This is a genomic window from Sphingomonas sp. BL-S-30 (genome assembly GCF_055521475.1).
Genome location: NZ_CM145481.1, coordinates 1,378,330 through 1,400,708 on the forward strand (window position 1 = coordinate 1,378,330; position 22,379 = coordinate 1,400,708).

Genomic DNA, 22,379 nt, shown 5'->3' on the forward strand with positions numbered 1-22,379 from the left:
CCACGCAAAAACCGGGAGAGACGGCATGTGTGACAGCGACATCCATCAAGGGCTGGTAGAGACGTCCGCATTGTCCCGCCGGGCGTTCGTGATCGCTGGCGTGGCGGTGGCCGGGCTGGCGACGACGGCGCTCGCGGACAATGTCGTCGAGACCGACGTGACGGTGAAGACCGCCGACGGCGAAGCCGACGCCGCGCTCTTCTACCCCAAGGGCAAGGGGCCCTGGCCGGCGGTGGTGGTCTGGCCCGACATTCTCGGCCTGCGCCCGGTGTTCCGCGAACTGGGCCGGCGCCTGTCGAACGAAGGCTATGTCGTGCTCGTGCCCAACCCCTTTTACCGCAGCAAGCGCGCGCCCGTGGTCGACGGGGCGTTCGATTTCAGCAAGCCGGACGACCGCGCCAAGGTCATGGGCTTCCGCCAGGCGATGACCGACGCCGGCGTCGACACGGATGCCGCCGCCTATCTCGCCTTTCTCGACCAGCAACCGCAGACCAATAAAAAGAAGAAGGTCGGCGTGCAGGGCTATTGCATGGGCGGGCCATTGTCGTTCCGCACGGCGGCTGCGGTACCGGGGCGGATCGGCGCGGTCGGCAGCTTTCATGGCGGCGGGCTCGTCACCGCCGAGCCGTCCAGCCCGCATCTGCTGATTCCGAAGACCAAGGCGGCCTATCTGGTCGCGGTCGCCCAGAATGACGATGCGCGCCAGCCCGAGGCGAAGGACGTACTGAAAAAAGCGTTCGAGGCCGCCGGGCGCCCCGCGACGGTCGAGGTCTATCCCGCCGACCATGGCTGGTGCGTGCCGGGCAGCCAGACCTATAATGAGGCGGCCGCGGAAAAGGCGTGGGGCGAGTTGCTCAAGCTGTACAAGGCAAACCTGGCCTGACGGATCGGCGCGCGCTTGGCGACCTGCCTCGCGCGCGCTAGCCTCCCCCAAAGGGGGAGAGCGATGCAGGAGACAGGACTGCGCCCATTGGCGATCGCCCTGGCGGCGACTGCCCTTGCCGGGATCGGCATCGTCTTGCTGCTTTTGGCGCTCGGCCCCGACTGGAGCGTCTATGCTCCGGCGAGTTGCACCGCGACGCGATGTTTCTGCGAGATGCCGCGCATCGGCGCGCTGATCCTCCAGCGGGCCAATAGCTGGTCGTCGCTGGGCTTCGTGTTTGCCGGGTGCCTGATGATCGTGCTGGCCCGCGCGCCGGCCTGGCATTCGGCGATGACGCCGGTTTCCGCGGTCGCCTTCGGGATCACCGCGATCATCGTCGGGCTTGGCTCCGTGCTGCTCCATGCGACGCTGACCTTGTGGGGGCAGTTCCTCGATGTGCTCGGCATGTATCTGGTGGGGTCGTTCCTGCTGGTGAGCGCGCTGGCTCGCTGGCGGCGTATGGCGGACGGGCAGGCGATCGCGCTCTACCTGCTGTTGTGCCTCGTTCTTGTCGGGGTGTTGATCGTCGCGCCCGAGGTCCGGCGCTGGCTGTTCGCGGTGGTGCTGATCGCGGCGATCGTCCTCGAACTCGGCCTTGCGCGTCCCCGTCGGCAGGGGGTGCGGCTGCGTTTCTATCTGGCCGGCATCCTGGTCAACGCGATCGCCTTCGCGATCTGGAACCTCGACCAGCACGGGCTGGCCTGTGCGCCGTCCAGCTTGATCCAGGGGCACGCGATCTGGCACCTGCTCGGCGCCGTCGCGACCTGGCTGACCTTCGCTTATTATCGCAGCGAGCGGGCCGAAGCCTAGGAGCTGCGCTTGACGTGGCGGATCGTCTGCTTGCCTGCCTGGAGCGTCTGGGGATGGCATGTCGCGCCGTCCGCGCCTGACGTCGCGCAATAGCTGGTGCCGGGGCCGATTCCGCTGACGGCCCCGGTCTCGTTCACCGCGACGGTCGCGGTGGAGGGGCTGGCATTGCCGTCGAAGCGGAAGACGCACTTGCCGCTCGACGATATGCGGCAGGTGAAAAGAGCGACGCTCTGATTCGCATCGACATCGGCCGAATAGGCCAGCTCGTCGAAATGCGCCGGGCCGCAGGCGGCGAGGGTCGCCGCGAGCACCGACATCAGGACCGCTGTCTTGACCATTGTCACCCCTTCGTCATCGTCGCGAAAGTGTATTGTTTAAGCAATACACTGTCAATATGCGGCAGCGACGGAAACACTGGTTACGGTGAAAGACCATATCATGTCGTGAGCAAGTAAGCGCCATGTTGAATGCCAGTTGCATCCCGAAAATCCTCAGATCGGTGCCAACATGACTTGAATACGCCCGAAATGAGAGGATGCTCCCCGCGAGACACCGGCCAGTCGGACCGATGTCCGCCATTTGAGACGCAGGAGAGGTTGTCCATGGGATATGCATTCTTGGCGATGATGGGGTGGTGCGGGACTAAATGGCCCGGCTGGTGGCGCGGTCCACGGCCGCCGCAGCCGGATCCCTGGTGGTGGATCGTCGGTCTTGCCGGGGCCATCGGCGGCGTACTCGCGGGCACCGTCTTCGCACCGGTGATCGGCGAGGCGGGGATCTTCGCCAGCGCCCTGACCGGCTTTGCCGGCGGTGTGCTGGTCGGCAGCATCGTCGATGGTATCGGCGGCGTAACCAACAGGGGTTGACCGCGATCGGAGGGGGAGGTGGCGACCGTCAGGGCGCCGCCTCCCTTTTTGGTTACGCGACAGGCACGCCGAACAGGTCGTGCTCGTCGGCATCCTCGATCTCGACCTGGGCGATATCGCCCTGGCGGAGATGGCCGGCGTCGCGAAGATGAACCTCGCCGTCGATCTCCGGCGCATCCGCCTTGGACCGGCCGGTCGCGCCGTCTCCCTCGACCGCGTCGACGATCACGTCGAGCGTGCGGCCGATCTTGGCTTCCAGCTTTTCCGCCGAGATGCGCGCGGTCAGCTCCATCAGCCGGGCGTAGCGCTCTTCCTTGATCTCTTCGGGCACCGGATCGGGCAGGTCGTTCGCTGCGGCGCCCTCGACGGGTTCGAAGCGGAAGGCGCCGACGCGGTCGAGCCGGGCTTCTTCCAGCCAGTCCATCAGATAGCGGAAATCATCCTCGGTCTCGCCGGGGAAGCCGACGACGAAGGTCGAGCGGATCGCGATATCGGGTTCGATCGCGCGCCAGTTCCTGATGCGCTCCAACACCTTCGCCTCGTTGGCCGGGCGGCGCATCGCCTTCAGCACGGCGCGCGAGGCATGCTGGAACGGGATGTCGAGATAGGGCAGCACCAGCCCCTCGGCCATCAGCGGGATGACCTGGTCGACATGCGGGTAAGGGTAGACATAGTGTAGCCGCACCCAGGCGCCGAGCTTGCCGAGCTCGCGCGACAGGTCGGTCATGTGCGCGCGGACTTCATGGCCGTGCCACATGCGTGGGTGGTGTTTGATGTCGACGCCATAAGCCGAGGTGTCCTGGCTGATGACCAGAAGTTCCTTCGTGCCGGCCTCGATCAGTTTCTCGGCTTCGCGCAGGATCGCGTCGGGGCGGCGGCTGACCAGGTCGCCGCGCAGGCTGGGGATGATGCAGAAAGAGCAGCGATGGTTGCAGCCCTCCGAGATCTTCAGATAGCTGTAATGGCGCGGGGTGAGCTTCAGCCCGCTTTCGGGCACCAGGTTGAGAAAGGCGCTGGGCGGCATCGGCGCTGCCTCGTGCACCGCGCCGACCACTTCCTCATATTGATGCGCCCCGGTGACCGCGAGGACATTGGGGAAGCGGGCGCGGATCGTCTCGGCTTCCTTGCCCATGCAGCCGGTGACGATGACCCGGCCATTTTCGGCGATGGCTTCGCCGATCGCTTCGAGGCTCTCTTCCTTGGCGGAATCGAGGAAGCCGCAGGTGTTGACGAGCACGACGTCGGCACCGGCATAGTCGGGCGACATCGCATAACCGTCCGAGCGGAGCTTGGTCAGGATGCGTTCGCTGTCGACCAGGTTCTTCGGACAGCCGAGCGAAACCATGCCGATTTTCGGCGGGGTGGGGAGAATCGTTGCCATGGGGAACGGGCCACATAGGCGCATCGCGCGGGATTTTCCAGTCATCGCCTTCATGGGCCGGAGAGTCGACTTCCAGTCGGGCCAGAACGGGCATATCGTGCCGTGGGCGAAACGAGGGGAGAAGCACGATGGGAACGGAAGTGCACTGGCTGGCGATCCTGGTCGCCGCGGTTTCGGGGTTTCTTGTCGGCGGGCTGTGGTACGGCCCGATCTTCGGCAAGGCGTGGCAGGCAGCGCGCGGCCTGAGCGACGACGCGATGAAGAACGCCAACATGCCGATGATCTTCGGCCTGACCTTCCTGCTCAACCTGTTCTCGGCCTTCATCCTCGATCACACGCTGACCACCTACGGCGCGCCGGATCTGAGCCTGTCGGTGATGATCTCGGGCGGCATCGCGCTTGGTTTCATCGTGCCGTCGATCGGGGTGAACTATCTGTTCTCGCGCCAGTCGCTGCGGCTGTTCCTGATCGATGCGGGGTATTGGCTGGTGATTTATGCGGTGATGGGCGTGGTTTTCGCGCTGCTATAAGGGGCATTTGAGGATGTCGCTCTTGCCACCATAGCCCTCCCCGGCGAAGGCCGGGGTCCAGTTGGGGGACGCTGGAATGGAAGAGCAATTCTACGTTTACATCATGACGAACCGGCGAAACGGCGCGATCTACATTGGCTCGACCAACCATCTGATCCGGCGTGCGTGGGAGCATCGTAACGGCGTTATTGCGGGCTTCACGAAGAAATACGATTGCCGGTTGCTGGTCTGGTACGAGATGCACGGCGATCTTGAGTCTGCGAGGGTGCGAGAGGTTCGGATGAAGGAATGGAAGCGGGCGTGGAAGGTGCGTGAGATCGAGGGGCTCAATCCCGATTGGGAAGACCTTTACGACCGGATCGCGCAACCATGACCGACATCCCGACTGGACCCCGGCCTTCGCCGGGGAAGGAAGAAGGGCAGGGGGAATCGTTTTCGCTCGTCCCGCACCCCGATTGTCCGAGCAATGCGGTACGATCGATCGCGGTCACGGCGCGGCGGGATGGGAACCGGCTGAGCCTGACCTATCGCGTTACCGGCGCGATCGGCGATGTGCTGTGGCCCGAGCCGGCGGAGCCCGGCTTCAGGGACGAGCTGTGGCGGCATAGCTGCTTCGAGGCCTTTGTCGGGGACGAAGGGACGTCGCGCTATGTGGAGCTCAATATCGCGCCGTCGGCGCAATGGGCGGCCTATGATTTCGACGATCATCGTACCGGGATGCGCCGCGCGGCCGGTGCGGCGGTGAGTGACGTGATGTGGCAGCCGGAGGCGGAGGTCGCGGAATTGCGGGCGGCCGCCGACTTGCCAGGGCTGGCGGGTGTCGACTGGGATGTCGCGCTGACCACGGTGATCGAGGAACGCGACGGGACCAAGTCCTTCTGGGCGTTGGCGCATCCGGCGGGGCCGGAGGATTTCCACGATCGGGATTGCTTTACGGCACGGCTCGCGGCACCCACCGCCCCATGAAATTCGGTATCGATCGCCTGCTCGCCGACCCCGCCCTGCGTGCGCCGCTGGAGGGGAAGCGTATCGCCTTGCTTGCTCATCCGGCCTCGGTGACGGCGGATCTCACGCATTCGCTCGACGCCCTGGTGGCGAGCGGGCTGAACGTTACCGCAGTGTTCGGGCCGCAGCACGGGGTGCGCGGCGACCTGCAGGACAACATGATGGAGTCGCCCGACTTCACCGATCCGACTTATGGTATGCCGGTGTTCAGCCTGTACGGCGAAGTGCGCCGGCCGACCGGCCAGTCGATGGGCACCTTCGACGTGATGCTGTTCGACCTGCAGGACCTGGGTTGCCGCATCTACACCTTCATCACGACCTTGCTCTATGTGCTCGAGGCGGCGGCCGAGCATGGCAAAACCGTCGTAGTGCTCGATAGGCCCAACCCGGCCGGGCGTCCGGTAGAGGGGCTGACGCTGTTGCCGGGCTGGGAGAGTTTCGTCGGCGCCGGGCCGATGCCGATGCGGCACGGGATGACGCTCGGCGAACTCGGCCACTGGTTCGTCGCGCTGAAGGGGCTCGATGTCGATTACCGGGTGATCGAGATGGAGGGCTGGGTGCCCGAGGTTGCGCCGGGGTTCGGCTGGCCGGACGACCGGATCTGGATCAACCCGAGTCCGAACGCGCCCAATGTCAACATGGCGCGGGCCTATGCCGGTACCGTGATGCTGGAGGGCACCAATGTGTCGGAAGGGCGCGGCACCACGCGGCCCCTGGAACTGTTCGGCGCGCCTGATGTGGATGCGCGCGCGGTGATCGCCGAGATGCGGCGGCTCGCACCCGACTGGCTGAAGGGCTGCGCGCTGCGCGACATCTGGTTCCAGCCGACCTTTCACAAGCATGTCGGTAAGCTCTGCAATGGCGTGCATATCCATGCCGAGGGGCCGTTCTACGACCATCACGCCTTCCAGCCGTGGCGGGTACAGGCGCTCGGGTTCAAGGCGATCCGGCTGCTATACCCCGACTATGACCTGTGGCGCGATTTTCCGTACGAATATGAATTCGGCAAGCTGGCGATCGATGTGATCAATGGCGGGCCCGGCCTGCGCGAATGGGTCGACGACGCGGCGGCGGTCGCGGGCGACCTGGATGCTGTAGCGCGCCCGGACGAGAGCGCCTGGGTGGAAGAGCGGAAGCCCTATCTGCTGTATTGATGCGCCGCGGGACCGGGGGAGGCGAGCATGCGACCGATGATGTGGATGCGGCACCTTGGCCTTCTGGCTTGCCTAGCCATGGGGCCGGTATCGGTCGCGGCAGGTGACGGACGCGCTTGCCATCTGCAACCGGCCGACCGGTTATGGATCGAACGGGCGCTGGGGAATTGGCGCTGGGCCGAGGCGAACCTGCTTCACCTGCCGGCTGTGCCGATGCCGGAAGTGGTGGCGGTCGATGCGACCTGCCAGGCGAATGCCGTGCCGCACACCGGCGCGCCGATCCGGTGGCGCGGGCGGCTGCATCACGGCAAGGTGACGATGCCCGACGGCAACGGCGCGCGCGTCGGCGTGATGTCCTTTGCGGGCCCGAATCCGAAAGACCCGCGCGGCTTCTTCGTGATGAGTATGCCGTCGGTGTGGCGGAAAGGCGGGGTGACGAGCGAGCTCGGCCTTGAAACACTGATGGACGGGGTGCTGCTGCACGAGATGATGCACACGCGGCAATTCGCCTTCGCCAACCCAGCAATGGCCGCGCTGAGCAAGCGCTATGGTCTGCCCGAGGACATCAACGACGATTCGATCCAGGCCGCATTCAAGGACGATCCCGCCTATGTGAGCGCCTGGCAGGCGGAGACCGACCTGCTCTACGCCGCCGCGGCTGCACCGACCGATGCCGAGGCGCGCCGGCTGGCGCGCAAGGCGCTGACGGCGGTGCGCGTGCGGCACGCGATGTGGTTCGTCGGGCCGGAGGAGAAGTGGAAGCCGCTCGACGATATCTTCCTGCAGATGGAAGGGCTCGGCCAATGGCTGATCTACAAATATTATGTCGATGGGCCGAACAAGGTCTACGCGCCGGCGGTGGCGGTGAAGGCAGTGCGACGCGGGCGCAAGCAATGGTCGCAGGATGAAGGGTTGGCGCTGATGCTGGTGGTCGATCGGCTGGTCCCGGGCTGGCAGGACGGGGCGTTCGCAGCACAGCCGATGCTGGCTGAAGCATTATTGGCTAGGGCCGCGGCGTAACGGCTGGCCATCGGGCGTCGGGACGTTCAGGGGGAAGTCACGATTTTCCTTGGAAAGAGCGTGGGATGCGTAAGATCGGATTGAGTGTCGCCATGGCGATCGGCCTGATGGGGGCAGTACAGGCCGCCGCCCAGGATTCGTCGCAGGACGATGTCGTCGTGACCGCGCGCAAGCCGCTGGATCGCGAAGAGGCGGCCCGTTTCGTCAGCAGCATCACCGCCGGCAAGAGCGACGGCCAGGTGGCCCGGTTCGAGGCGCCGGTGTGCCCGATGGTGATCGGGTTCACGCCCGAGATATCGCGCCAGATCGTGGCGCGCATCCGCAAGGTCGCAAAGGCGGTCGGCGCAGAGGTGGCGCCGGAGGACTGCACGGGCAATGTCGCGCTGGTCGCGACTCCCGATGGCGGTGCGCTGGTGAAGGGCATGCGGGCGACCAATCCCGAATTGCTCGCCGGGCTGGAGACCACGCAGATCCGCCGGCTCATCGACGGCGGCGGCCCGGTACGCGCATGGAGCGCGACCGCCACGGTGAACGAGGATGGCCAGCGCCTGTCCGCGCCGTCGAGCAGCAACCCGATGGGCCCCTCCTCGCTCAACGTGAAGACCGCATCGATCCTCAATCCATCGAGCAAGCGGATCATCGACACCTCGACGGTGGTGATCGACTCCCCGGTCATGGCCGGCAAGACGGTGATCCAGCTTGCCGACTATGTCGCGATGCGCGCGCTGGCGAAAACCAGGCCGGTGGAAGGCGGGGCGAAGGTCGGTACGATCCTCACCCTGTTCGATCCCGAGGCGAGCCCGCCGCAATCCGTGACCGACGTGGATGTCGCCTATCTGAAGGCGCTCTACGCGATGCCCGGTAACCGGCGAGTGGGGTATCAGATCAGCGCGATCGCAAGGGCGGTCGAAGCCGCGGCACGAAAGTGAGGTCAACCAGCGATTCGAGATGGATCACGCCGGGCGAACCATAGCCGCCATCCCGATGGTCGTGATATTCAGCGCTTCGGAGACAAGGACTGCGGTCGGTCGTTGAATTGCCTGATCCGTCACCGCTTCCGCGTCAATTCCCGCATCGCGTCGTCGAGCCCGGCCAGGCTCAGCGGGTACATGCGGTCGTTCATCAGCTCGCGGATGATGCGGACCGATTGCGAATAGCCCCATTGCTGTTCAGGCACCGGATTGAGCCAGATCGCCGCGGGATAGGTGGTGGTCAGGCGGTGCATCCACACCGCGCCCGATTCCTCATTGAAATGCTCGACCGAGCCGCCGGGATGGGTGATCTCATAGGGGCTGATCGAGGCGTCGCCGACCAGCACCAGCTTATAGTCATGACCGTATTTGTGCAGCACGTCCCATAACGGGGTGCGCTCGGTGAAGCGGCGGCGATTGTCCTTCCACACCCCCTCGTACGGGCAATTGTGGAAATAGAAGAATTCGAGATTCTTGAACTCGCTGGTCGCGGCCGAGAACAGCTCCTCGCACAGCTTCACCCAGGGATCCATCGATCCGCCGACGTCGAGGAACAGCAGCAGCTTGACCGCATTGTGCCGCTCGGGCCGCATCACCACGTCGAGCCAGCCCTGGCGGGCGGTGCCGTCGATCGTCGCGTCGATATCGAGCTCGTCGGCGGCGCCTTCGCGCGCGAAGCGGCGCAGGCGGCGCAGCGCGATCTTGATGTTGCGGGTGCCGAGTTCCCTGGTGTTGTCGAGATTCTTGAAGTCGCGCTGGTCCCAGACCTTTAGCGCGCGCTTGTTTTTGCTATCGCCACCGATGCGGACGCCTTCAGGGTTATAGCCCGAATTGCCATAAGGGCTGGTGCCGCCAGTGCCGATCCATTTGTTGCCGCCCTGGTGCCGGCCCTGCTGCTCCTCGAGCCGTTTCTGCAACGTTTCCATAATCTCTTCCCAGGAGCCGAGCGACTTGATCGCCTCCATTTCCTCGGGCGTCAGGTATTTCTCGGCGACGGCGCGGAGCCATTCCTCGGGGATGTCTGCATGCTGCGTGCCGAAGCTGGTGGCGACGCCCTTGAACACCTTGGAGAAGACCTGGTCGAACCGGTCGAGCAGGCCTTCGTCCTTCACGTACACGGCGCGCGAGAGATAGTAGAAATCCTCGGGCGTATGCTCGATCACGTCGCGGTCGAGCGCCTCGAGCAGGATCAGATGCTCCTTCATGCTCGCCGGAATGCCGGCGGCGCGGAGCTCGTCGAGAAAGTTCAGGAACATCGTCGGGAGAGTAGGCGCTGCATCCCGGTCAAGTCGATGCTTTTATGCTCAGCGCGCGTAGACATCGATCATCGCGCCGACATAGTCGGGATCGTCGCCGGTCAGTTCGGATGCCGGGCGGGCTTTGGCGACCTGCTTCGACTCCGGCGTGCCATAGATGAACCCGTAGACGGGATAGGTCGTGGTGCCGAGGCCGTCGCGGTCGCGGTACCAGACCTGCACTTCGCTCCAGTCATTGTCGCGCGACATGTCAGTCAGGGTCACGTCCTGCTCGGCATGGCCGCGTTCGCCATTCTGGCGCGACCAGTTGGCATGCGTGACCATCACCACGCGCGGCGTGATGACCCGGCTGATCACCGCGACATGGCCGAGCGGCAGGCGCGCGGTCCTGGCAAAGACGATGACCGATCCGATCCTGGGCTTGTCGCCGCGTTTGTATTTGCCATCGGCCTGGTCCCACCAGGTCCAGGCATCGCCATAGATCTGGATGCCCGAGGCGGCGCGGGCGAAGGGCACGCATTCGCCGACATAATCGAGCAGGGATGCCGCGCCGGCGGGCGACATTACCGCGCACGACATGGCGCAGGCGGCCGCTGACAAAAGGGCGTTCGAGGAAAGGATACGCATAAGCGCCGTCGTCCCGATGGTTCCGCATCTGCCTGATCGGCGATGATTACTAGCACGTAAACCCTGTTTCGCGCCAGTTGCGCGTGACGTTCGCTTCGCGCGCGATGATCAGTTCTTGTTCGCCTGCCTTTTTGCCATGAAGGCGAGCCGTTCGAACAGCATGACATCCTGCTCGTTCTTGAGCAGCGCGCCGTGCAGCGGCGGGATCGCCTTGGTCGGATCGCGGTTCTGCAGGACCTCGAGCGGCATGTCTTCGTGCAGGAGCAGCTTGAGCCAGTCGAGCAGCTCGCTGGTCGAGGGCTTTTTCTTCAGGCCCGGCACGTCGCGCACGTCGTAGAAGATGTCCATCGCCTTCGAGACGAGGATCTTCTGGATGCCGGGGAAGTGCACGTCGACGATCGCCTGCATCGTCTCGCGATCGGGGAATTTGATGTAGTGAAAGAAACAGCGGCGCAGAAAGGCGTCGGGCAGTTCCTTCTCGTTGTTGGAGGTGATGACGACGATCGGGCGCTCGACCGCACGGACCGTCTCCTTGGTCTCGTAGACATGGAATTCCATGCGATCGAGTTCCTGGAGAAGATCGTTGGGGAATTCGATATCGGCCTTGTCGATCTCGTCGATCAGCAGAACGGGCACCTCGGGCGCGGTGAAGGCCTCCCACAATTTGCCACGGCGGATATAGTTGGAGATGTCATGGACCCGCTCGTCGCCGAGCTGACCGTCGCGCAGCCGGGCGACCGCATCATATTCGTACAGCCCCTGCTGCGCCTTGGTGGTCGATTTGACGTTCCATTCGATCAGCGGGGCGCCGACGGCCTTGGCGATCTCATAGGCGAGCACGGTCTTGCCGGTGCCGGGCTCGCCCTTGACGAGCAGCGGGCGGCGCAGGGTGACGGCCGCGTTGACCGCGACCTTCAGGTCGTCCGTCGCCACATAGCTTTGCGTGCCCTCGAAGCGCTTCATTCAGCCGTCCAATCCCGTTTCGAATATCGGGTTTGGGGATAGAGGGAATACTACGCCTGACGCAAGCCGGCGTTACGGGTGATTGCGCGCGCTCGCACGGGCTTCGAGCAGATCCCACAGGCCGCGATGCTGCGCGAGAATCTGCTGCGCGCCGAACGCCATGGCGCGTTCGATCGCCGGCGTTTCGGCAAGCGCCGAGACGAGGGAGGCCGTCTCCATCTCGTCGGGCAGGTCGGCGGCGGGCGGCTCGATGCCGAAGCGGCGGGCGGCGGCATCGAGCATGACTCGTATCGCCGCCCAGTCGAGCACGAAGGCGATCGCCGCACCGGTCGCGCAGCCGGTACGGTCGGACTGGGCCAGCATCTCGAGCGCGTGGCGTTGACCCGCGACGGCGGCCTCGGACTCGGCCTGGCCGGGAGTCGAGGGCAGGGGGCCGGCCACCGCGGTGAGCCGCGCGAGATAGGTACGCTCGCCGACGAACGCCGCGGCGGCCGACTCGAACCAGTCCTGCGCGGCGGGCTGGTGATTATGGGCAGCGGCGCGATCGACCACGCCCGGGTGGCGGCCATGCAGCCAGCACAGGGCGTGCACCGCGTCGGCCAGGTCCCTTACCGCGACGTTCGCGCCCGACAGCGAGCGCGGCACGGCATGAGTCGCGGTTCCGTCGACGGACGCCAGCGTGGCGATGGTGCCCCAGCTGCCGCCGATACGCTGACCAAGTGCCGAATCGAAAGCCATGACCCCCCGGGGTTTTCGTGAACGCGCCGGCGAATCCCGGTGCGGTTCATCAATGGGCTCACGGAGTATACCGAAGGGCGTAAAGACTTGGTTAAAACCCCGTTAGGCGTTTCCAAATCGCACCCATTTTCTCGGCCTTGCGCCCCGGATCAGTCGTATTTTCTTCGTCAGCCGGATTCACTCAGGCTTTAGTGTACGAAAAAGCGCCCCGGAAACAAATCCGGGGCGCTTTTTGCGCAAAATAGATATTGCGGTTCTTACTGATCGAGAAAGCTGCGCATCTTGCGCGATCGTGACGGATGCTTGAGCTTGCGCAATGCCTTCGCTTCGATTTGCCGAATACGCTCGCGCGTCACCGAGAATTGCTGGCCGACCTCTTCCAGCGTGTGATCGGTGTTCATGCCGATGCCGAAGCGCATGCGCAGCACGCGCTCCTCGCGCGGGGTGAGCGAGGCAAGGACGCGGGTGACCGTTTCCTTGAGATTGGCCTGAATCGCGGCGTCGACCGGGATGACCGCGTTCTTGTCCTCGATGAAATCGCCGAGATGCGAATCCTCCTCGTCGCCGATCGGCGTTTCGAGGCTGATCGGCTCCTTGGCGATCTTCATCACCTTGCGGACCTTTTCGAGCGGCATGGACAGCCGCTCGGCCATTTCCTCGGGCGTGGGCTCGCGGCCCTGCTCGTGCAGGAACTGGCGGCTGGTCCGCACCAGCTTGTTGATCGTCTCGATCATGTGCACCGGAATACGGATGGTGCGCGCCTGGTCGGCGATCGAGCGGGTGATCGCCTGGCGGATCCACCAGGTGGCATAGGTGCTGAACTTGTAGCCGCGGCGATATTCGAACTTATCCACCGCCTTCATCAGGCCGATATTGCCCTCCTGGATGAGATCCAGGAACTGCAGGCCGCGATTGGTGTATTTCTTCGCGATCGAGATCACGAGCCGCAGGTTCGCCTCGACCATTTCCTTCTTGGCGATGCGCGCTTCGCGCTCGCCCTTCTGGACCATGTTGACGATGCGGCGGAACTCGCCGAGCGACATGCCGGTCGCCTGGCTGATCTCCGAAATCTCGATGCGGATCCGGTCGACCGCATCGCTCTCGTTCGCGACGAACGCCGTCCATTTCTTGTCGAGCTTCGACACGCTGGGGAGGAACTGCTCGTCCAGCTCATGGCCGATATAGCGGTCGAGGAAATCCTTGCGCGGCACCTTGTGGCGCTCGGCAAGGCGCAGCATCTGGCCGCCCAGCGCGGTCAGGCGCCGGTTGAAGGCATAGAGCTGATCGACGAGATATTCGATCTTCGCATTGTGGAACTGGACGCTCTCGACTTCGGCGGTGAGGTCCTCGCGCAGCTTCTGGTACTTGCGCTCCTCGGCACCCGACAGCTCGCCGCCCGCGGCCATCGCCTCGAGCCGCTGCTGCTGCATCTTCGAGAATTTCTTGTAGATCGCCGTGATGTTGGCGAACCGCTCGAGCGCCTGCGGCTTGAGCTGCTCTTCCATCTGGGCGAGGCTGAGGGTGTTGTCCTCTTCCTCGTCATCCGACGGCCGCGGCGTGCGCCGCTCGGTCATCGAATCCTCGTCCTCGTCGGCGGCGGCCTCTTCCGGCTCTTCCTCTTCCTTGAACGAGGGGCCGGCGGTCTTTTCCGAGATTTCGCCCGAACCTTCGGCGTCGTCGTCGGTCAGCGACTCGGGGGCAGGGTCCTTGGACAGCATCGCATCGAGATCGAGGATCTCGCGCAGCTGCATCGTGCCTTCATTGAGCGCGGTCGACCAGTCGATGATCGCGTTGAAGGTGATCGGGCTTTCGCACAGGCCGAGGATCATCGTGTCGCGGCCGGCCTCGATGCGCTTGGCGATGGCGATCTCGCCCTCGCGGCTCAGCAGCTCGACCGCGCCCATCTCGCGCAGGTACATGCGCACCGGATCGTCGGTGCGATCGATGACCTCTTTTTTCTTCACGTCGAGCGCGGGTGCGCTTTCCTCGGACGAATCGACCGATTCGACCTCGTCCTCGGGCTGATCCGCCTCTTCGCCGTCCTCGCCGGCTTCGTCGTTCTCGACGATGTTGATGCCCATCTCGTTCAGCGCGGACATCACGTCCTCGAGCTGGTCGGACGACATCTGGTCCTGTGGCAGCGCTTCGTTGAGCTGCTCATAGGTGATGTAGCCACGCTTTTTCGCGCGGGCGACCAGCTTCTTGATCGACGCATCGTTCAAGTCGATCAGCGGCGCATCGCTGTTTTCGGTCGTGTCAGCGACGTCCGCCATTTCCGTCTTCGCCATTAATTGCCCTCGGTACCTAAAGCTCTGGCGTCTTCGTTCGCTTGCACCAGATTTGCAAGTCGTGCGTCGAGCGCCTGTTGTTCCTTCACCAGCGAAACCTGCCGTTCAAAGGCTTCGTCCGAATAACGCGCCATGAGCGCCGCCGTTGCTTCCGCCAGTGCCGCATCCACTTCCGGCCGTGCCACCAGAATGGCGATGGCTTCGTCCAGATCCTCCCTCGCTCGCACGGGTTCGGCGCCTTTCAGCGTGAACGACCACGATAATTGGTCGGCCCGTAGCAGATTGCTGGCGATGTTATCGAATCCTGATTTCGCCAATATGGTGAGCAAGCCGTCGCTATCAAGCGCCTGATCTTCAACGGCGAGATCGACGACCGCCTCGAACAGCCTTCCCAGCGCGCCGTCGGCAAGTTTCAGCGAGCCGAGAACCTCCATGTGACGGGCGATTTCGGCCGGGTGGCGGATCAGGCCGGCGAGCACGGCCTTGGCGAGGATCCGGTCGATTCCGGTGGCACGCACGCCCTTGGCGACGTCGCCCACGGGTGGATCGGGCGCTTTCCACTTCTGGCCGGGCTTGCGCTTCGGCCCCGGCTGGAAGGCGCGGAAGGGCTCGCGGACCCGAGCGTACAGATGGTCGAAGCGCCGGCGGAATTCGGCCTGATATTCGATGCTGACATTCTTGTCGGCGATCGACTGGGCGATCTCGTTGAGGCGCATCTTCAGCCCGGCCTTTTGTTCGGGCGTGTTCAGCGGCTCGGCGGCGAGCTCATGCGCCCAGAGCCGGTCGACCAGGGGTTCGGGCGCGCGGAGCAGTTCCTCGAACGCGGCAGGGCCCTTCATGCGGACCAGATCGTCGGGGTCAATGCCCTCGGGCAGGGTGACGAAGGCGAGGCTGCGGCCGGGGGCAAGCATCGGTAGCGCACGGTGGGCGGCACGCATCGCGGCTTTCTGTCCGGCCGAATCGCCGTCGAAGCAGAGGATCGGGATGTCGGAGAGGCGCCAGAGGCGTTCGAGCTGCGCCTCGGTCAGCGCGGTGCCGAGCGGGGCGACCGCCTCGCCAAAACCAGCCTGGGCTAGGGCGATGACGTCCATATAGCCCTCGACCACCAGCACCCGGCCGGACTTGCGCGATGCGGGCGCGGCGCGGTCGAGATTGTAGAGCGTGCGGCCCTTGTCGAAGAGCGGCGTCTCGGGCGAGTTCAGATATTTGGGCTCGCCATCGCCGATGATGCGCCCGCCAAAGGCGATGGTGCGCCCGCGCGGATCGCGGATCGGGATCATCAGCCGGCCGCGGAAGCGGTCGTACGGGTCCTTGCCTTCCACCGAGATCAGCAGCCCGGTCTCGACCAGCATCGGATCGCCGAAATCGCGCAGCGCGGTGCGCAGCTTGCCGCGCGAATCGGGGGCAAAGCCGAGACCGAAATCCCGCCGCGCCTGGTCCGTAATCCCCCGGCGCTTGAGCAGCGCCACCGCCTCGCCGCCATCGAGACCGCCGAGCTGGCCTTCGAACCAGTCGGCCGCGGCTTTCATCGCGTCATGCAGGCCCTTGGCTTGCTCCGCCTTTTCGGCCGAGCGCGGGTCCATCGCCGGCAGTTCCATGCCGGCGGCCTGGGCCAGTTCCTTTACCGCATCCATGAAGGGCAGGCCGCGCTGATCGGTCATCCAGCGGATCGCATCGCCATGCGCGCCGCAGCCGAAGCAATGGTAAAAGGCCTTGTCGTCGTTGACGTAGAAGCTGGGCGACTTCTCGTTGTGGAACGGGCAGCAGGCGCGGAATTCCCGGCCGGCCTTTTGCAGCTTGGTGGTGCGGCCGATCAGTGCCGAGAGGAGGGTGCGGCTGCGGAGTTCGTCGAGGAATTGGGGGGAGAGGCTCATTGTGGCGCCTCCTCCGGGCGCGCGCCTTTGTTCCCCCGCTTGTTTTTTGCAGATTCACCCACCCCACCGTTCGTTTCGAGCGAAGTCGAGAAACCTTGTGGCACGGGACGTATGTTTCTTTCCTTGGGTGGCTTCGCGAGATGCGAGACCATCGACCAGTCGCCAGCGATCAGCGCTTCTTTCTTGCCTCTGGACCAGCCGCTTACGATTCGCTCGGCCTCCAGTGCCTCGATCCGCGATCCGAAATTCTCTGACCAAGCCAACTCGATCGGGAGGCGGCGCGAGGTGTAGTCGCAATACCCGCCGGTCTGATGCTCGCCGATGCGCCGATCGAGATCGTCAGTGTGGCCGGTGTAGAATTTGCCGTCCGCGCACCGCAACATGTATGCCCAGAAAGCCATGGGGCATTGTGCCCCACGCTCCCCATTCGTGTCGAGCGTCGTCGAGACCCAACAAGGGCATTGCCAGCCAGGTTTCTCGACTTCGCTCGAAACGAACGGAGGGGTGATGTTCGGTCGTAAGGACCTTACGCCAAAGCCGACTTCACCAGCCCGCTCGCCTTGCTCATGTCCAGGCTCTGCGCATGGCGCGCCTTCAGTTCCGCCATCACCCGGCCCATGTCCTTCATGCCGCTCGCGCCGAGCTCGACCTTGATCGCCTCGATCGCCGCCGTGGTTTCCGCCTCGCTCATCTGCTGCGGCAGGAAGCGTTCGATCACCGCGACCTCGGCGGATTCGGCGTCGGCCAGTTCCTGGCGGCCGCCCTTCACGAACATGTCGATCGATTCGCGGCGCTGCTTGACCATCCTCTGCAGCACTTCGACCACCAGGGTGTCGTCGTCCTCCGGCGCCTTGCCGATGCGTGCTTCGATGTCGCGGTTCTTGATCGCTGACTGGATCAGGCGGAGGGCGGCGGTGCCTTGCTTGTCTCCGCCCTTCATGGCGGTGATGAGCGCGGCCTTGATGTCGTCGCGAATCATTGTCGGTCCTTTTCGGTAATCCGTACAGATAGCGCGGCGGCCCCATCTTTAACAGATTGACGCTCCGCCCCGCGAGGCTTAGCGACCGCCGCTTAGCGACATCGAAACCCGAAGGAGTGCCCGCCACGATGGCCGACGCCAAACCCGTAACTGCGCCCGAAGGAGCGACGGGAGTCCTCGTCCTTGCCAATGGGGACATTGCGTGGGGGCGCGGATTCGGCGCTGAAGGCGAGGCGGTGGGCGAGGTGTGTTTCCACACCGCGATGACCGGTTATCAGGAAGTGATGACCGATCCGTCCTTTGCCGGGCAGATCATCACCTTCACCTTCCCGCATATCGGCAATGTCGGCGCGAACCCCGAGGATATCGAGGCGAACGACCCGCATGCGCTGGGTATCATCGTGCGCGAGGACGTGACCGCGCCGTCCAATTTCCGCTCGGTCGAGCGGCTCGACGACTGGATGAAGCGGCATGACCGAATCGGCCTTTCCGGCATCGATACGCGCGCGCTGACCCGTCGCATCCGCACCGGCGGCGCGCCCAACGGCGTCATCTCGCACCGGGCGGACGGCAAGTTCGACATCCCTCTATTGCTGGAGATGGCGAAGGCTTGGCCGGGGCTGGAGGGCATGGACCTCGCCATCTCGGTCACCACCGAGACGCATTATGGCTGGGAGGGCGGCATCTGGCGGCTCGGCTTCGGTTATGGCGCGGGCGGGGCCGAGGATGCGCGGCCGCATGTCGTCGCGATCGATTACGGCGCCAAGCGCAACATCTACCGCAACCTGGTCAAGGCCGGCGCCAAGGTCAGCGTGCTGCCGGCGACCGCGACCTATGAACAGGTCATGGCGCTGAAGCCCGACGGCATCTTCCTGTCGAACGGCCCGGGCGACCCCGCCGCGACCGGTGAGTATGCCGTGCCGGTGATCCAGGGCCTGCTCGAGACGCGCATTCCGCTGTTCGGCATCTGCCTTGGCCATCAGCTGCTCGGCCTTGCGGTCGGGGCCGAGACCACCAAGATGTTCCAGGGCCATCGCGGCGCGAACCATCCGGTCAAGCGGCTGAGCGATGGCGCCGTCGAGATCACCAGCATGAACCATGGCTTCGCCGTCGTCAGCGAAACGCTGCCCGCCACCGCGCGCGAGACTCATGTGTCGCTGTTCGACGGGTCGAACGCCGGGTTCGAGCTGACCGACCGGCCGGCCTTCAGCGTGCAATATCACCCCGAGGCGAGCCCGGGGCCGCAGGACAGCCTGTATCTGTTCGAAAAGTTCGTCGGATCGCTGGAGAAGGCGGCATGAGCCTGCCCGAGGTAGACCAGACCAGGTTCGAGCAGGAATGGCTCGGCGACCAGGACGTGCTCGCGCGGCTGGCCGAGAGCGGCGACCGGCCCGAGCTCGAGCGACTGGTCGATGTCAGCTTCACCGGCGACGAGGATGCGCTGGACCAGCTCTCCGAGGAGGCCGGCAAGTTCGGCTTCTCGATGATCGAGCGCGAAGAGAATGAGGATGGCGGCGAATCGCTGTTCCTCGCGAGACACCAGAAGGCGGACGCGGCGTCGATCAAGGCGCTGACGCTGCAATGCCTGCAGATCGAGATATTGTACGACGTGGAATATGAAGGTTGGGGCTGCATGGCCGAAACGGGATCGAGCCACTAATGCCAAAACGCACTGACATCTCCTCGATCCTCGTCATCGGCGCCGGCCCGATCGTCATCGGCCAGGCGTGCGAGTTCGATTATTCCGGCACGCAGGCGATCAAGGCGCTGCGCGAGGAAGGCTATCGCATCGTCCTGGTCAATTCGAACCCGGCGACGATCATGACCGATCCCGAACTGGCCGACGCGACCTATGTCGAGCCGATCACGCCCGAGATCGTCGCCAAGATCATCGAGAAGGAACGGCCCGACGCCGTCCTGCCGACGATGGGCGGGCAAACCGCGCTCAACACCGCGCTGGCGCTGTTCAACGACGGCACCTTGGAGAAATACGGCGTCCAGATGATCGGCGCCGATGCCGAGGCGATCGACAAGGCCGAGGACCGGCTGAAGTTCCGCGACGCGATGGACAAGATCGGGCTGGAATCCGCCCGCTCCGCCATAGCGCATACGCTGGAAGAAGCGGTTGCCGGGCTCGAGACGACCGGGCTGCCGGCGATCATCCGCCCCAGCTTCACCATGGGCGGATCGGGCGGGGGCATTGCCTATAACCGGACCGAGTTCGAGGAGATCGTGCGCAAGGGGCTCGATGCGTCGCCCACCACCGAAGTGCTGATCGAGGAATCGCTGCTCGGCTGGAAAGAATATGAGATGGAGGTCGTGCGCGACCGCAACGACAATTGCATCATCATCTGCTCCATTGAGAATGTCGATCCGATGGGCGTCCATACCGGCGATTCCATCACCGTCGCGCCGGCGCTGACGCTGACCGACAAGGAATATCAGATCATGCGCAACGCGAGCATCGCGGTGCTGCGTGAAATCGGTGTGGAAACAGGTGGTTCCAACGTCCAGTTCGCGGTGAATCCGAAGGACGGGCGCCTCGTCGTGATCGAGATGAACCCGCGCGTGTCGCGCTCGTCGGCGCTGGCGTCCAAGGCGACCGGCTTCCCGATCGCCAAGGTCGCGGCCAAGCTGGCGGTCGGTTACACGCTCGACGAGATCATCAACGACATCACCGGCGCGACCCCGGCCTCGTTCGAGCCGACGATCGACTATGTCGTCACCAAGATCCCGCGCTTCGCCTTCGAGAAGTTCAAGGGCGCGGAGCCGATCCTGTCGACCGCGATGAAGTCGGTCGGCGAAGTGATGGCGATCGGCCGCAACATCCATGAATCGATGCAGAAGGCCCTGCGCGGCCTGGAGACGGGGCTGAGCGGCTTCAACCAGGTCGATGCGCTGGTCGGCGCGCCGCGCGACGAGATCGAGGCGGCACTGGCGCGCGCCACGCCCGACCGGCTGCTGGTCGCGGCGCAGGCGCTGCGCGAGGGCTTCACCGTCGCCGAGGTGCATGCGATCGCGAAATACGATCCCTGGTTCCTGGAGCGGATCGCCGAGATCATCGCGGCCGAGGAAGAGGTGTGCCGCGGCGGCCTGCCGCGCGATGCGGCGGGCATGCGCCGGCTCAAGTCGATGGGCTTCAGCGACAAGCGGCTTGCCTGGCTCGCGCTCAAATCGGCCAATCTCCATGGCGGCATGGACCGCGGCATCGCGCGCGGATCGGGCCTGATCCATGAGGCGGTGGTGGCGATGACCGGCGGCATCACCGAAGACGAGGTGCGCAAGCTCCGCCACAAGCTCGGCGTGCGGCCGGTGTTCAAGCGGATCGACACCTGCGCGGCCGAGTTCGAGGCGAAGACGCCGTACATGTACTCGACCTATGAGGCGCCGAGCTTCGGCGAGCCCGAGAATGAGTCGATGCCGTCGGATCGGCGGAAGATCGTCATCCTGGGCGGCGGGCCGAACCGGATCGGGCAGGGCATCGAGTTCGATTATTGCTGCTGCCATGCCTGCTTCGCGCTGGCCGAGGCCGGCTATGAGACGATCATGGTCAACTGCAACCCGGAGACGGTGTCGACCGATTACGACACGTCGGACCGGCTCTATTTCGAGCCGCTGACCGCCGAGGACGTGCTCGAGATCCTGCATGTCGAGCAGCAGAACGGCACGCTGGTCGGCGTGATCGTGCAGTTCGGCGGTCAGACCCCACTGAATCTGGCCAATGCGCTGGAACAGGCGGGGATTCCGATCCTGGGCACCAGCCCGGACGCGATCGACCTGGCCGAGGACCGCGAGCGGTTCGCCGCGCTGATCACCCGGCTCGGCCTGCGCCAGCCGGCCAACGGCATCGCGCGCAGCCGCGACGAAGCGATCAAGGTCGCCGAGCGGATCGGCTATCCGGTGCTGATGCGGCCGAGCTATGTGCTGGGCGGCCGGGCGATGGAGATCGTCGACGGCCCGGCGCAGCTCGACGATTATATCCAGACCGCCGTGCAGGTGTCGGGCGACTCGCCGGTGCTGATCGACCAGTATCTGCGCGACGCGATCGAGGTGGATGTCGACGCGATCTCCGACGGGACCGACGTGACGGTCGCGGGCGTGCTGCAGCATATCGAGGAAGCGGGAGTCCATTCCGGCGACAGCGCCTGCTCGATCCCGCCCTACAGCCTGTCGGACGAGATCATCGCCGAGATCGAGCGCCAGACCAAGGCGCTGGCCAAGGCGCTGTCGGTCGTCGGCCTGATGAATATCCAGTTCGCGGTGAAGGACGGCCTTGTCTATCTCATCGAGGTCAACCCGCGCGCCAGCCGGACGGTGCCGTTCGTCGCCAAGGCGATCGGCGCGCCGATCGCCAAGATCGCGGCGCGGGTGATGGCGGGCGAGAAGCTCGCGGCGCTGCCGGCGATCGACCGGGCGATCGACTATGTCGCGGTGAAGGAAGCGGTGTTCCCGTTCAATCGCTTCCCGGGGGTCGATCCAGTGCTCTCACCGGAAATGAAGTCCACCGGCGAAGTGATGGGGATCGATAGCGATTTCGTCATGGCCTTTGCCAAGTCGCAACTCGGCGCGAGCAATGTGCTGCCCAAAAGCGGCACCCTGTTCGTCAGCGTGAAGGACAGCGACAAGCCGGTGGTCCTGCCGGGCGTGAAGCTGCTCGCCGAGAATGGCTTCGCCATCGTCGCCACCGGCGGCACGGCGGATTATCTGCTCGCGCACGGCGTGCCGGTCGAGCGCGTGAACAAGGTGGCGCAGGGCAGGCCGCATATCGTGGACCGGATCAAGGACGGTCAGATCGGCCTGATCTTCAACACGACGGAAGGCTGGCAGTCGCTGAAGGACTCGCAGCCGATCCGCGCGTCGGCGCTGAATCAGAAGATCCCGTACTTCACCACGGCCCCCGCCAGCGTGGCTGCGGCACAGGCGATCGTGGCGCTTGCGACACGCAGCCTTGAAGTACGGCCCCTGCAATCCTATTATTCGCACTCGCACAAATAA

Annotated in this window: 22 protein-coding genes; 12 read left to right on the forward strand and 10 right to left on the reverse strand. The window is 64.8% G+C overall.

Translation table 11 applies throughout. From position 1 onward, the window contains the following. The first annotated feature begins 25 nt into the window (after positions 1-25). The gene (locus tag ACZ1I5_RS06395; protein WP_465172870.1) at positions 26-883 is read left to right on the forward strand and encodes a dienelactone hydrolase family protein; all 858 of its coding nucleotides are present in this window, start codon (positions 26-28) and stop codon (positions 881-883) included. Positions 884-946: 63 nt separating this feature from the next. Beyond that, positions 947-1,732, forward strand: coding sequence for a ceramidase domain-containing protein (locus ACZ1I5_RS06400; protein WP_465172871.1), 786 nt, complete (start codon positions 947-949; stop codon positions 1,730-1,732). On the opposite strand, the gene ACZ1I5_RS06405 is transcribed toward ACZ1I5_RS06400, so the two are convergent. Then, a complete protein-coding gene (locus tag ACZ1I5_RS06405; protein ID WP_465172872.1) occupies positions 1,729-2,070 on the reverse strand; it encodes a hypothetical protein in 342 nt (113 codons plus the stop codon). The two genes, ACZ1I5_RS06400 and ACZ1I5_RS06405, sit on opposite strands and share 4 nt — an antisense overlap. 264 nt (positions 2,071-2,334) lie before the next feature. Between ACZ1I5_RS06405 and ACZ1I5_RS06410 the strand changes: the two genes are divergently transcribed. Next, positions 2,335-2,598 carry a hypothetical protein gene (locus tag ACZ1I5_RS06410; RefSeq protein ID WP_465172873.1) on the forward strand — a complete coding sequence of 88 codons (264 nt, stop codon included), beginning with the start codon at positions 2,335-2,337 and terminating at the stop codon, positions 2,596-2,598. A 52-nt stretch (positions 2,599-2,650) separates the two neighbouring features. Here ACZ1I5_RS06410 and rimO read toward each other — a convergent pair whose 3' ends face one another. After that, the gene (gene rimO / locus ACZ1I5_RS06415; protein WP_465172874.1) at positions 2,651-3,979 is read right to left on the reverse strand and encodes a 30S ribosomal protein S12 methylthiotransferase RimO; all 1,329 of its coding nucleotides are present in this window, start codon (positions 3,977-3,979) and stop codon (positions 2,651-2,653) included. 128 nt (positions 3,980-4,107) lie between these two features. Between rimO and ACZ1I5_RS06420 the strand changes: the two genes are divergently transcribed. From ACZ1I5_RS06420 to ACZ1I5_RS06445, 6 genes are all read left to right on the forward strand, one after another. Further along, positions 4,108-4,509 (forward strand): DUF1761 domain-containing protein, encoded by a 402-nt coding sequence (locus ACZ1I5_RS06420; protein WP_465172875.1) that lies wholly within the window; start codon positions 4,108-4,110, stop codon positions 4,507-4,509. 76 nt (positions 4,510-4,585) lie between these two features. Next, positions 4,586-4,882, forward strand: a complete 297-nt coding sequence (locus tag ACZ1I5_RS06425; protein WP_465172876.1) for a GIY-YIG nuclease family protein — start codon at positions 4,586-4,588, stop codon at positions 4,880-4,882. Beyond that, entirely contained in the window at positions 4,879-5,475 is a 597-nt protein-coding gene (locus ACZ1I5_RS06430) for a DOMON-like domain-containing protein (protein WP_465172877.1), read from the forward strand. Before ACZ1I5_RS06425 ends, ACZ1I5_RS06430 begins: the two co-directional genes overlap by 4 nt. Continuing rightward, positions 5,472-6,668, forward strand: a complete 1,197-nt coding sequence (locus tag ACZ1I5_RS06435) for an exo-beta-N-acetylmuramidase NamZ family protein (protein WP_465172878.1) — start codon at positions 5,472-5,474, stop codon at positions 6,666-6,668. Before ACZ1I5_RS06430 ends, ACZ1I5_RS06435 begins: the two co-directional genes overlap by 4 nt. A gap of 27 nt (positions 6,669-6,695) precedes the next feature. Next, complete coding sequence (locus ACZ1I5_RS06440) at positions 6,696-7,688, forward strand: hypothetical protein (RefSeq protein WP_465172879.1); 993 nt, start codon at positions 6,696-6,698, stop codon at positions 7,686-7,688. 65 nt (positions 7,689-7,753) lie between these two features. Further along, on the forward strand, positions 7,754-8,617 hold the full coding sequence (locus ACZ1I5_RS06445) for a hypothetical protein (RefSeq protein WP_465172880.1): 864 nt from the start codon (positions 7,754-7,756) through the stop codon (positions 8,615-8,617). A gap of 119 nt (positions 8,618-8,736) precedes the next feature. On the opposite strand, the gene ACZ1I5_RS06450 is transcribed toward ACZ1I5_RS06445, so the two are convergent. The 8 genes from ACZ1I5_RS06450 to ACZ1I5_RS06485 form a co-directional block, all read right to left on the reverse strand. Further along, positions 8,737-9,915, reverse strand: coding sequence for a vWA domain-containing protein (locus tag ACZ1I5_RS06450; RefSeq protein WP_465172881.1), 1,179 nt, complete (start codon positions 9,913-9,915; stop codon positions 8,737-8,739). Between the two features lie 48 nt (positions 9,916-9,963). After that, positions 9,964-10,479, reverse strand: a complete 516-nt coding sequence (locus tag ACZ1I5_RS06455; protein ID WP_465172882.1) for a CHAP domain-containing protein — start codon at positions 10,477-10,479, stop codon at positions 9,964-9,966. 171 nt (positions 10,480-10,650) lie between these two features. After that, positions 10,651-11,505, reverse strand: coding sequence for an AAA family ATPase (locus ACZ1I5_RS06460; protein ID WP_465172883.1), 855 nt, complete (start codon positions 11,503-11,505; stop codon positions 10,651-10,653). A 72-nt stretch (positions 11,506-11,577) separates the two neighbouring features. Continuing rightward, positions 11,578-12,243, reverse strand: coding sequence for a DUF6975 family protein (locus tag ACZ1I5_RS06465; RefSeq protein ID WP_465172884.1), 666 nt, complete (start codon positions 12,241-12,243; stop codon positions 11,578-11,580). Positions 12,244-12,500: 257 nt separating this feature from the next. After that, positions 12,501-14,531, reverse strand: a complete 2,031-nt coding sequence (gene rpoD, locus ACZ1I5_RS06470; RefSeq protein ID WP_465172885.1) for an RNA polymerase sigma factor RpoD — start codon at positions 14,529-14,531, stop codon at positions 12,501-12,503. Continuing rightward, the gene (gene dnaG, locus ACZ1I5_RS06475; protein ID WP_465172886.1) at positions 14,531-16,405 is read right to left on the reverse strand and encodes a DNA primase; all 1,875 of its coding nucleotides are present in this window, start codon (positions 16,403-16,405) and stop codon (positions 14,531-14,533) included. Before dnaG ends, rpoD begins: the two co-directional genes overlap by 1 nt. Then, on the reverse strand, positions 16,402-16,806 hold the full coding sequence (locus tag ACZ1I5_RS06480) for a GIY-YIG nuclease family protein (protein ID WP_465172887.1): 405 nt from the start codon (positions 16,804-16,806) through the stop codon (positions 16,402-16,404). The genes dnaG and ACZ1I5_RS06480 overlap by 4 nt, the downstream gene beginning before the upstream one ends. A gap of 125 nt (positions 16,807-16,931) precedes the next feature. Continuing rightward, positions 16,932-17,384, reverse strand: a complete 453-nt coding sequence (locus tag ACZ1I5_RS06485; RefSeq protein WP_465172888.1) for a GatB/YqeY domain-containing protein — start codon at positions 17,382-17,384, stop codon at positions 16,932-16,934. A 128-nt stretch (positions 17,385-17,512) separates the two neighbouring features. On the opposite strand from ACZ1I5_RS06485, the gene carA reads away from it, so the two are divergent. Genes carA through carB form a run of 3 tightly spaced genes read left to right on the forward strand, consistent with a single transcriptional unit; the run spans position 17,513 to position 22,379 of the window. Continuing rightward, positions 17,513-18,685, forward strand: a complete 1,173-nt coding sequence (gene carA, locus ACZ1I5_RS06490) for a glutamine-hydrolyzing carbamoyl-phosphate synthase small subunit (protein ID WP_465172889.1) — start codon at positions 17,513-17,515, stop codon at positions 18,683-18,685. Next, positions 18,682-19,044 carry a ribonuclease E inhibitor RraB gene (locus ACZ1I5_RS06495; RefSeq protein WP_465172890.1) on the forward strand — a complete coding sequence of 121 codons (363 nt, stop codon included), beginning with the start codon at positions 18,682-18,684 and terminating at the stop codon, positions 19,042-19,044. Before carA ends, ACZ1I5_RS06495 begins: the two co-directional genes overlap by 4 nt. Continuing rightward, positions 19,044-22,379 (forward strand): carbamoyl-phosphate synthase large subunit, encoded by a 3,336-nt coding sequence (carB, locus tag ACZ1I5_RS06500; RefSeq protein ID WP_465172891.1) that lies wholly within the window; start codon positions 19,044-19,046, stop codon positions 22,377-22,379. Before ACZ1I5_RS06495 ends, carB begins: the two co-directional genes overlap by 1 nt.

Excerpts from the sequence above, each read along its gene's own strand:
- dnaG (WP_465172886.1), bottom strand. The coding sequence starts at position 16,405 with ATGAGCCTCTCCCCCCAATTCCTCGACGAACTCCGCAGCCGCACCCTC.
- rimO (WP_465172874.1), bottom strand. The coding sequence starts at position 3,979 with ATGGCAACGATTCTCCCCACCCCGCCGAAAATCGGCATGGTTTCGCTC.
- ACZ1I5_RS06400 (WP_465172871.1), top strand. The coding sequence starts at position 947 with ATGCAGGAGACAGGACTGCGCCCATTGGCGATCGCCCTGGCGGCGACT.
- ACZ1I5_RS06425 (WP_465172876.1), top strand. The coding sequence starts at position 4,586 with ATGGAAGAGCAATTCTACGTTTACATCATGACGAACCGGCGAAACGGC.
- ACZ1I5_RS06450 (WP_465172881.1), bottom strand. The coding sequence starts at position 9,915 with ATGTTCCTGAACTTTCTCGACGAGCTCCGCGCCGCCGGCATTCCGGCG.
- ACZ1I5_RS06430 (WP_465172877.1), top strand. The coding sequence starts at position 4,879 with ATGACCGACATCCCGACTGGACCCCGGCCTTCGCCGGGGAAGGAAGAA.
- ACZ1I5_RS06445 (WP_465172880.1), top strand. The coding sequence starts at position 7,754 with ATGCGTAAGATCGGATTGAGTGTCGCCATGGCGATCGGCCTGATGGGG.
- ACZ1I5_RS06460 (WP_465172883.1), bottom strand. The coding sequence starts at position 11,505 with ATGAAGCGCTTCGAGGGCACGCAAAGCTATGTGGCGACGGACGACCTG.
- ACZ1I5_RS06410 (WP_465172873.1), top strand. The coding sequence starts at position 2,335 with ATGGGATATGCATTCTTGGCGATGATGGGGTGGTGCGGGACTAAATGG.
- rpoD (WP_465172885.1), bottom strand. The coding sequence starts at position 14,531 with ATGGCGAAGACGGAAATGGCGGACGTCGCTGACACGACCGAAAACAGC.
- ACZ1I5_RS06495 (WP_465172890.1), top strand. The coding sequence starts at position 18,682 with ATGAGCCTGCCCGAGGTAGACCAGACCAGGTTCGAGCAGGAATGGCTC.
- ACZ1I5_RS06395 (WP_465172870.1), top strand. The coding sequence starts at position 26 with ATGTGTGACAGCGACATCCATCAAGGGCTGGTAGAGACGTCCGCATTG.
- ACZ1I5_RS06485 (WP_465172888.1), bottom strand. The coding sequence starts at position 17,384 with ATGATTCGCGACGACATCAAGGCCGCGCTCATCACCGCCATGAAGGGC.
- ACZ1I5_RS06465 (WP_465172884.1), bottom strand. The coding sequence starts at position 12,243 with ATGGCTTTCGATTCGGCACTTGGTCAGCGTATCGGCGGCAGCTGGGGC.
- ACZ1I5_RS06480 (WP_465172887.1), bottom strand. The coding sequence starts at position 16,806 with ATGGCTTTCTGGGCATACATGTTGCGGTGCGCGGACGGCAAATTCTAC.
- ACZ1I5_RS06455 (WP_465172882.1), bottom strand. The coding sequence starts at position 10,479 with ATGTCGCCCGCCGGCGCGGCATCCCTGCTCGATTATGTCGGCGAATGC.
- ACZ1I5_RS06405 (WP_465172872.1), bottom strand. The coding sequence starts at position 2,070 with ATGGTCAAGACAGCGGTCCTGATGTCGGTGCTCGCGGCGACCCTCGCC.
- ACZ1I5_RS06440 (WP_465172879.1), top strand. The coding sequence starts at position 6,696 with ATGCGACCGATGATGTGGATGCGGCACCTTGGCCTTCTGGCTTGCCTA.
- ACZ1I5_RS06420 (WP_465172875.1), top strand. The coding sequence starts at position 4,108 with ATGGGAACGGAAGTGCACTGGCTGGCGATCCTGGTCGCCGCGGTTTCG.
- ACZ1I5_RS06435 (WP_465172878.1), top strand. The coding sequence starts at position 5,472 with ATGAAATTCGGTATCGATCGCCTGCTCGCCGACCCCGCCCTGCGTGCG.
- carA (WP_465172889.1), top strand. The coding sequence starts at position 17,513 with ATGGCCGACGCCAAACCCGTAACTGCGCCCGAAGGAGCGACGGGAGTC.
- carB (WP_465172891.1), top strand. The coding sequence starts at position 19,044 with ATGCCAAAACGCACTGACATCTCCTCGATCCTCGTCATCGGCGCCGGC.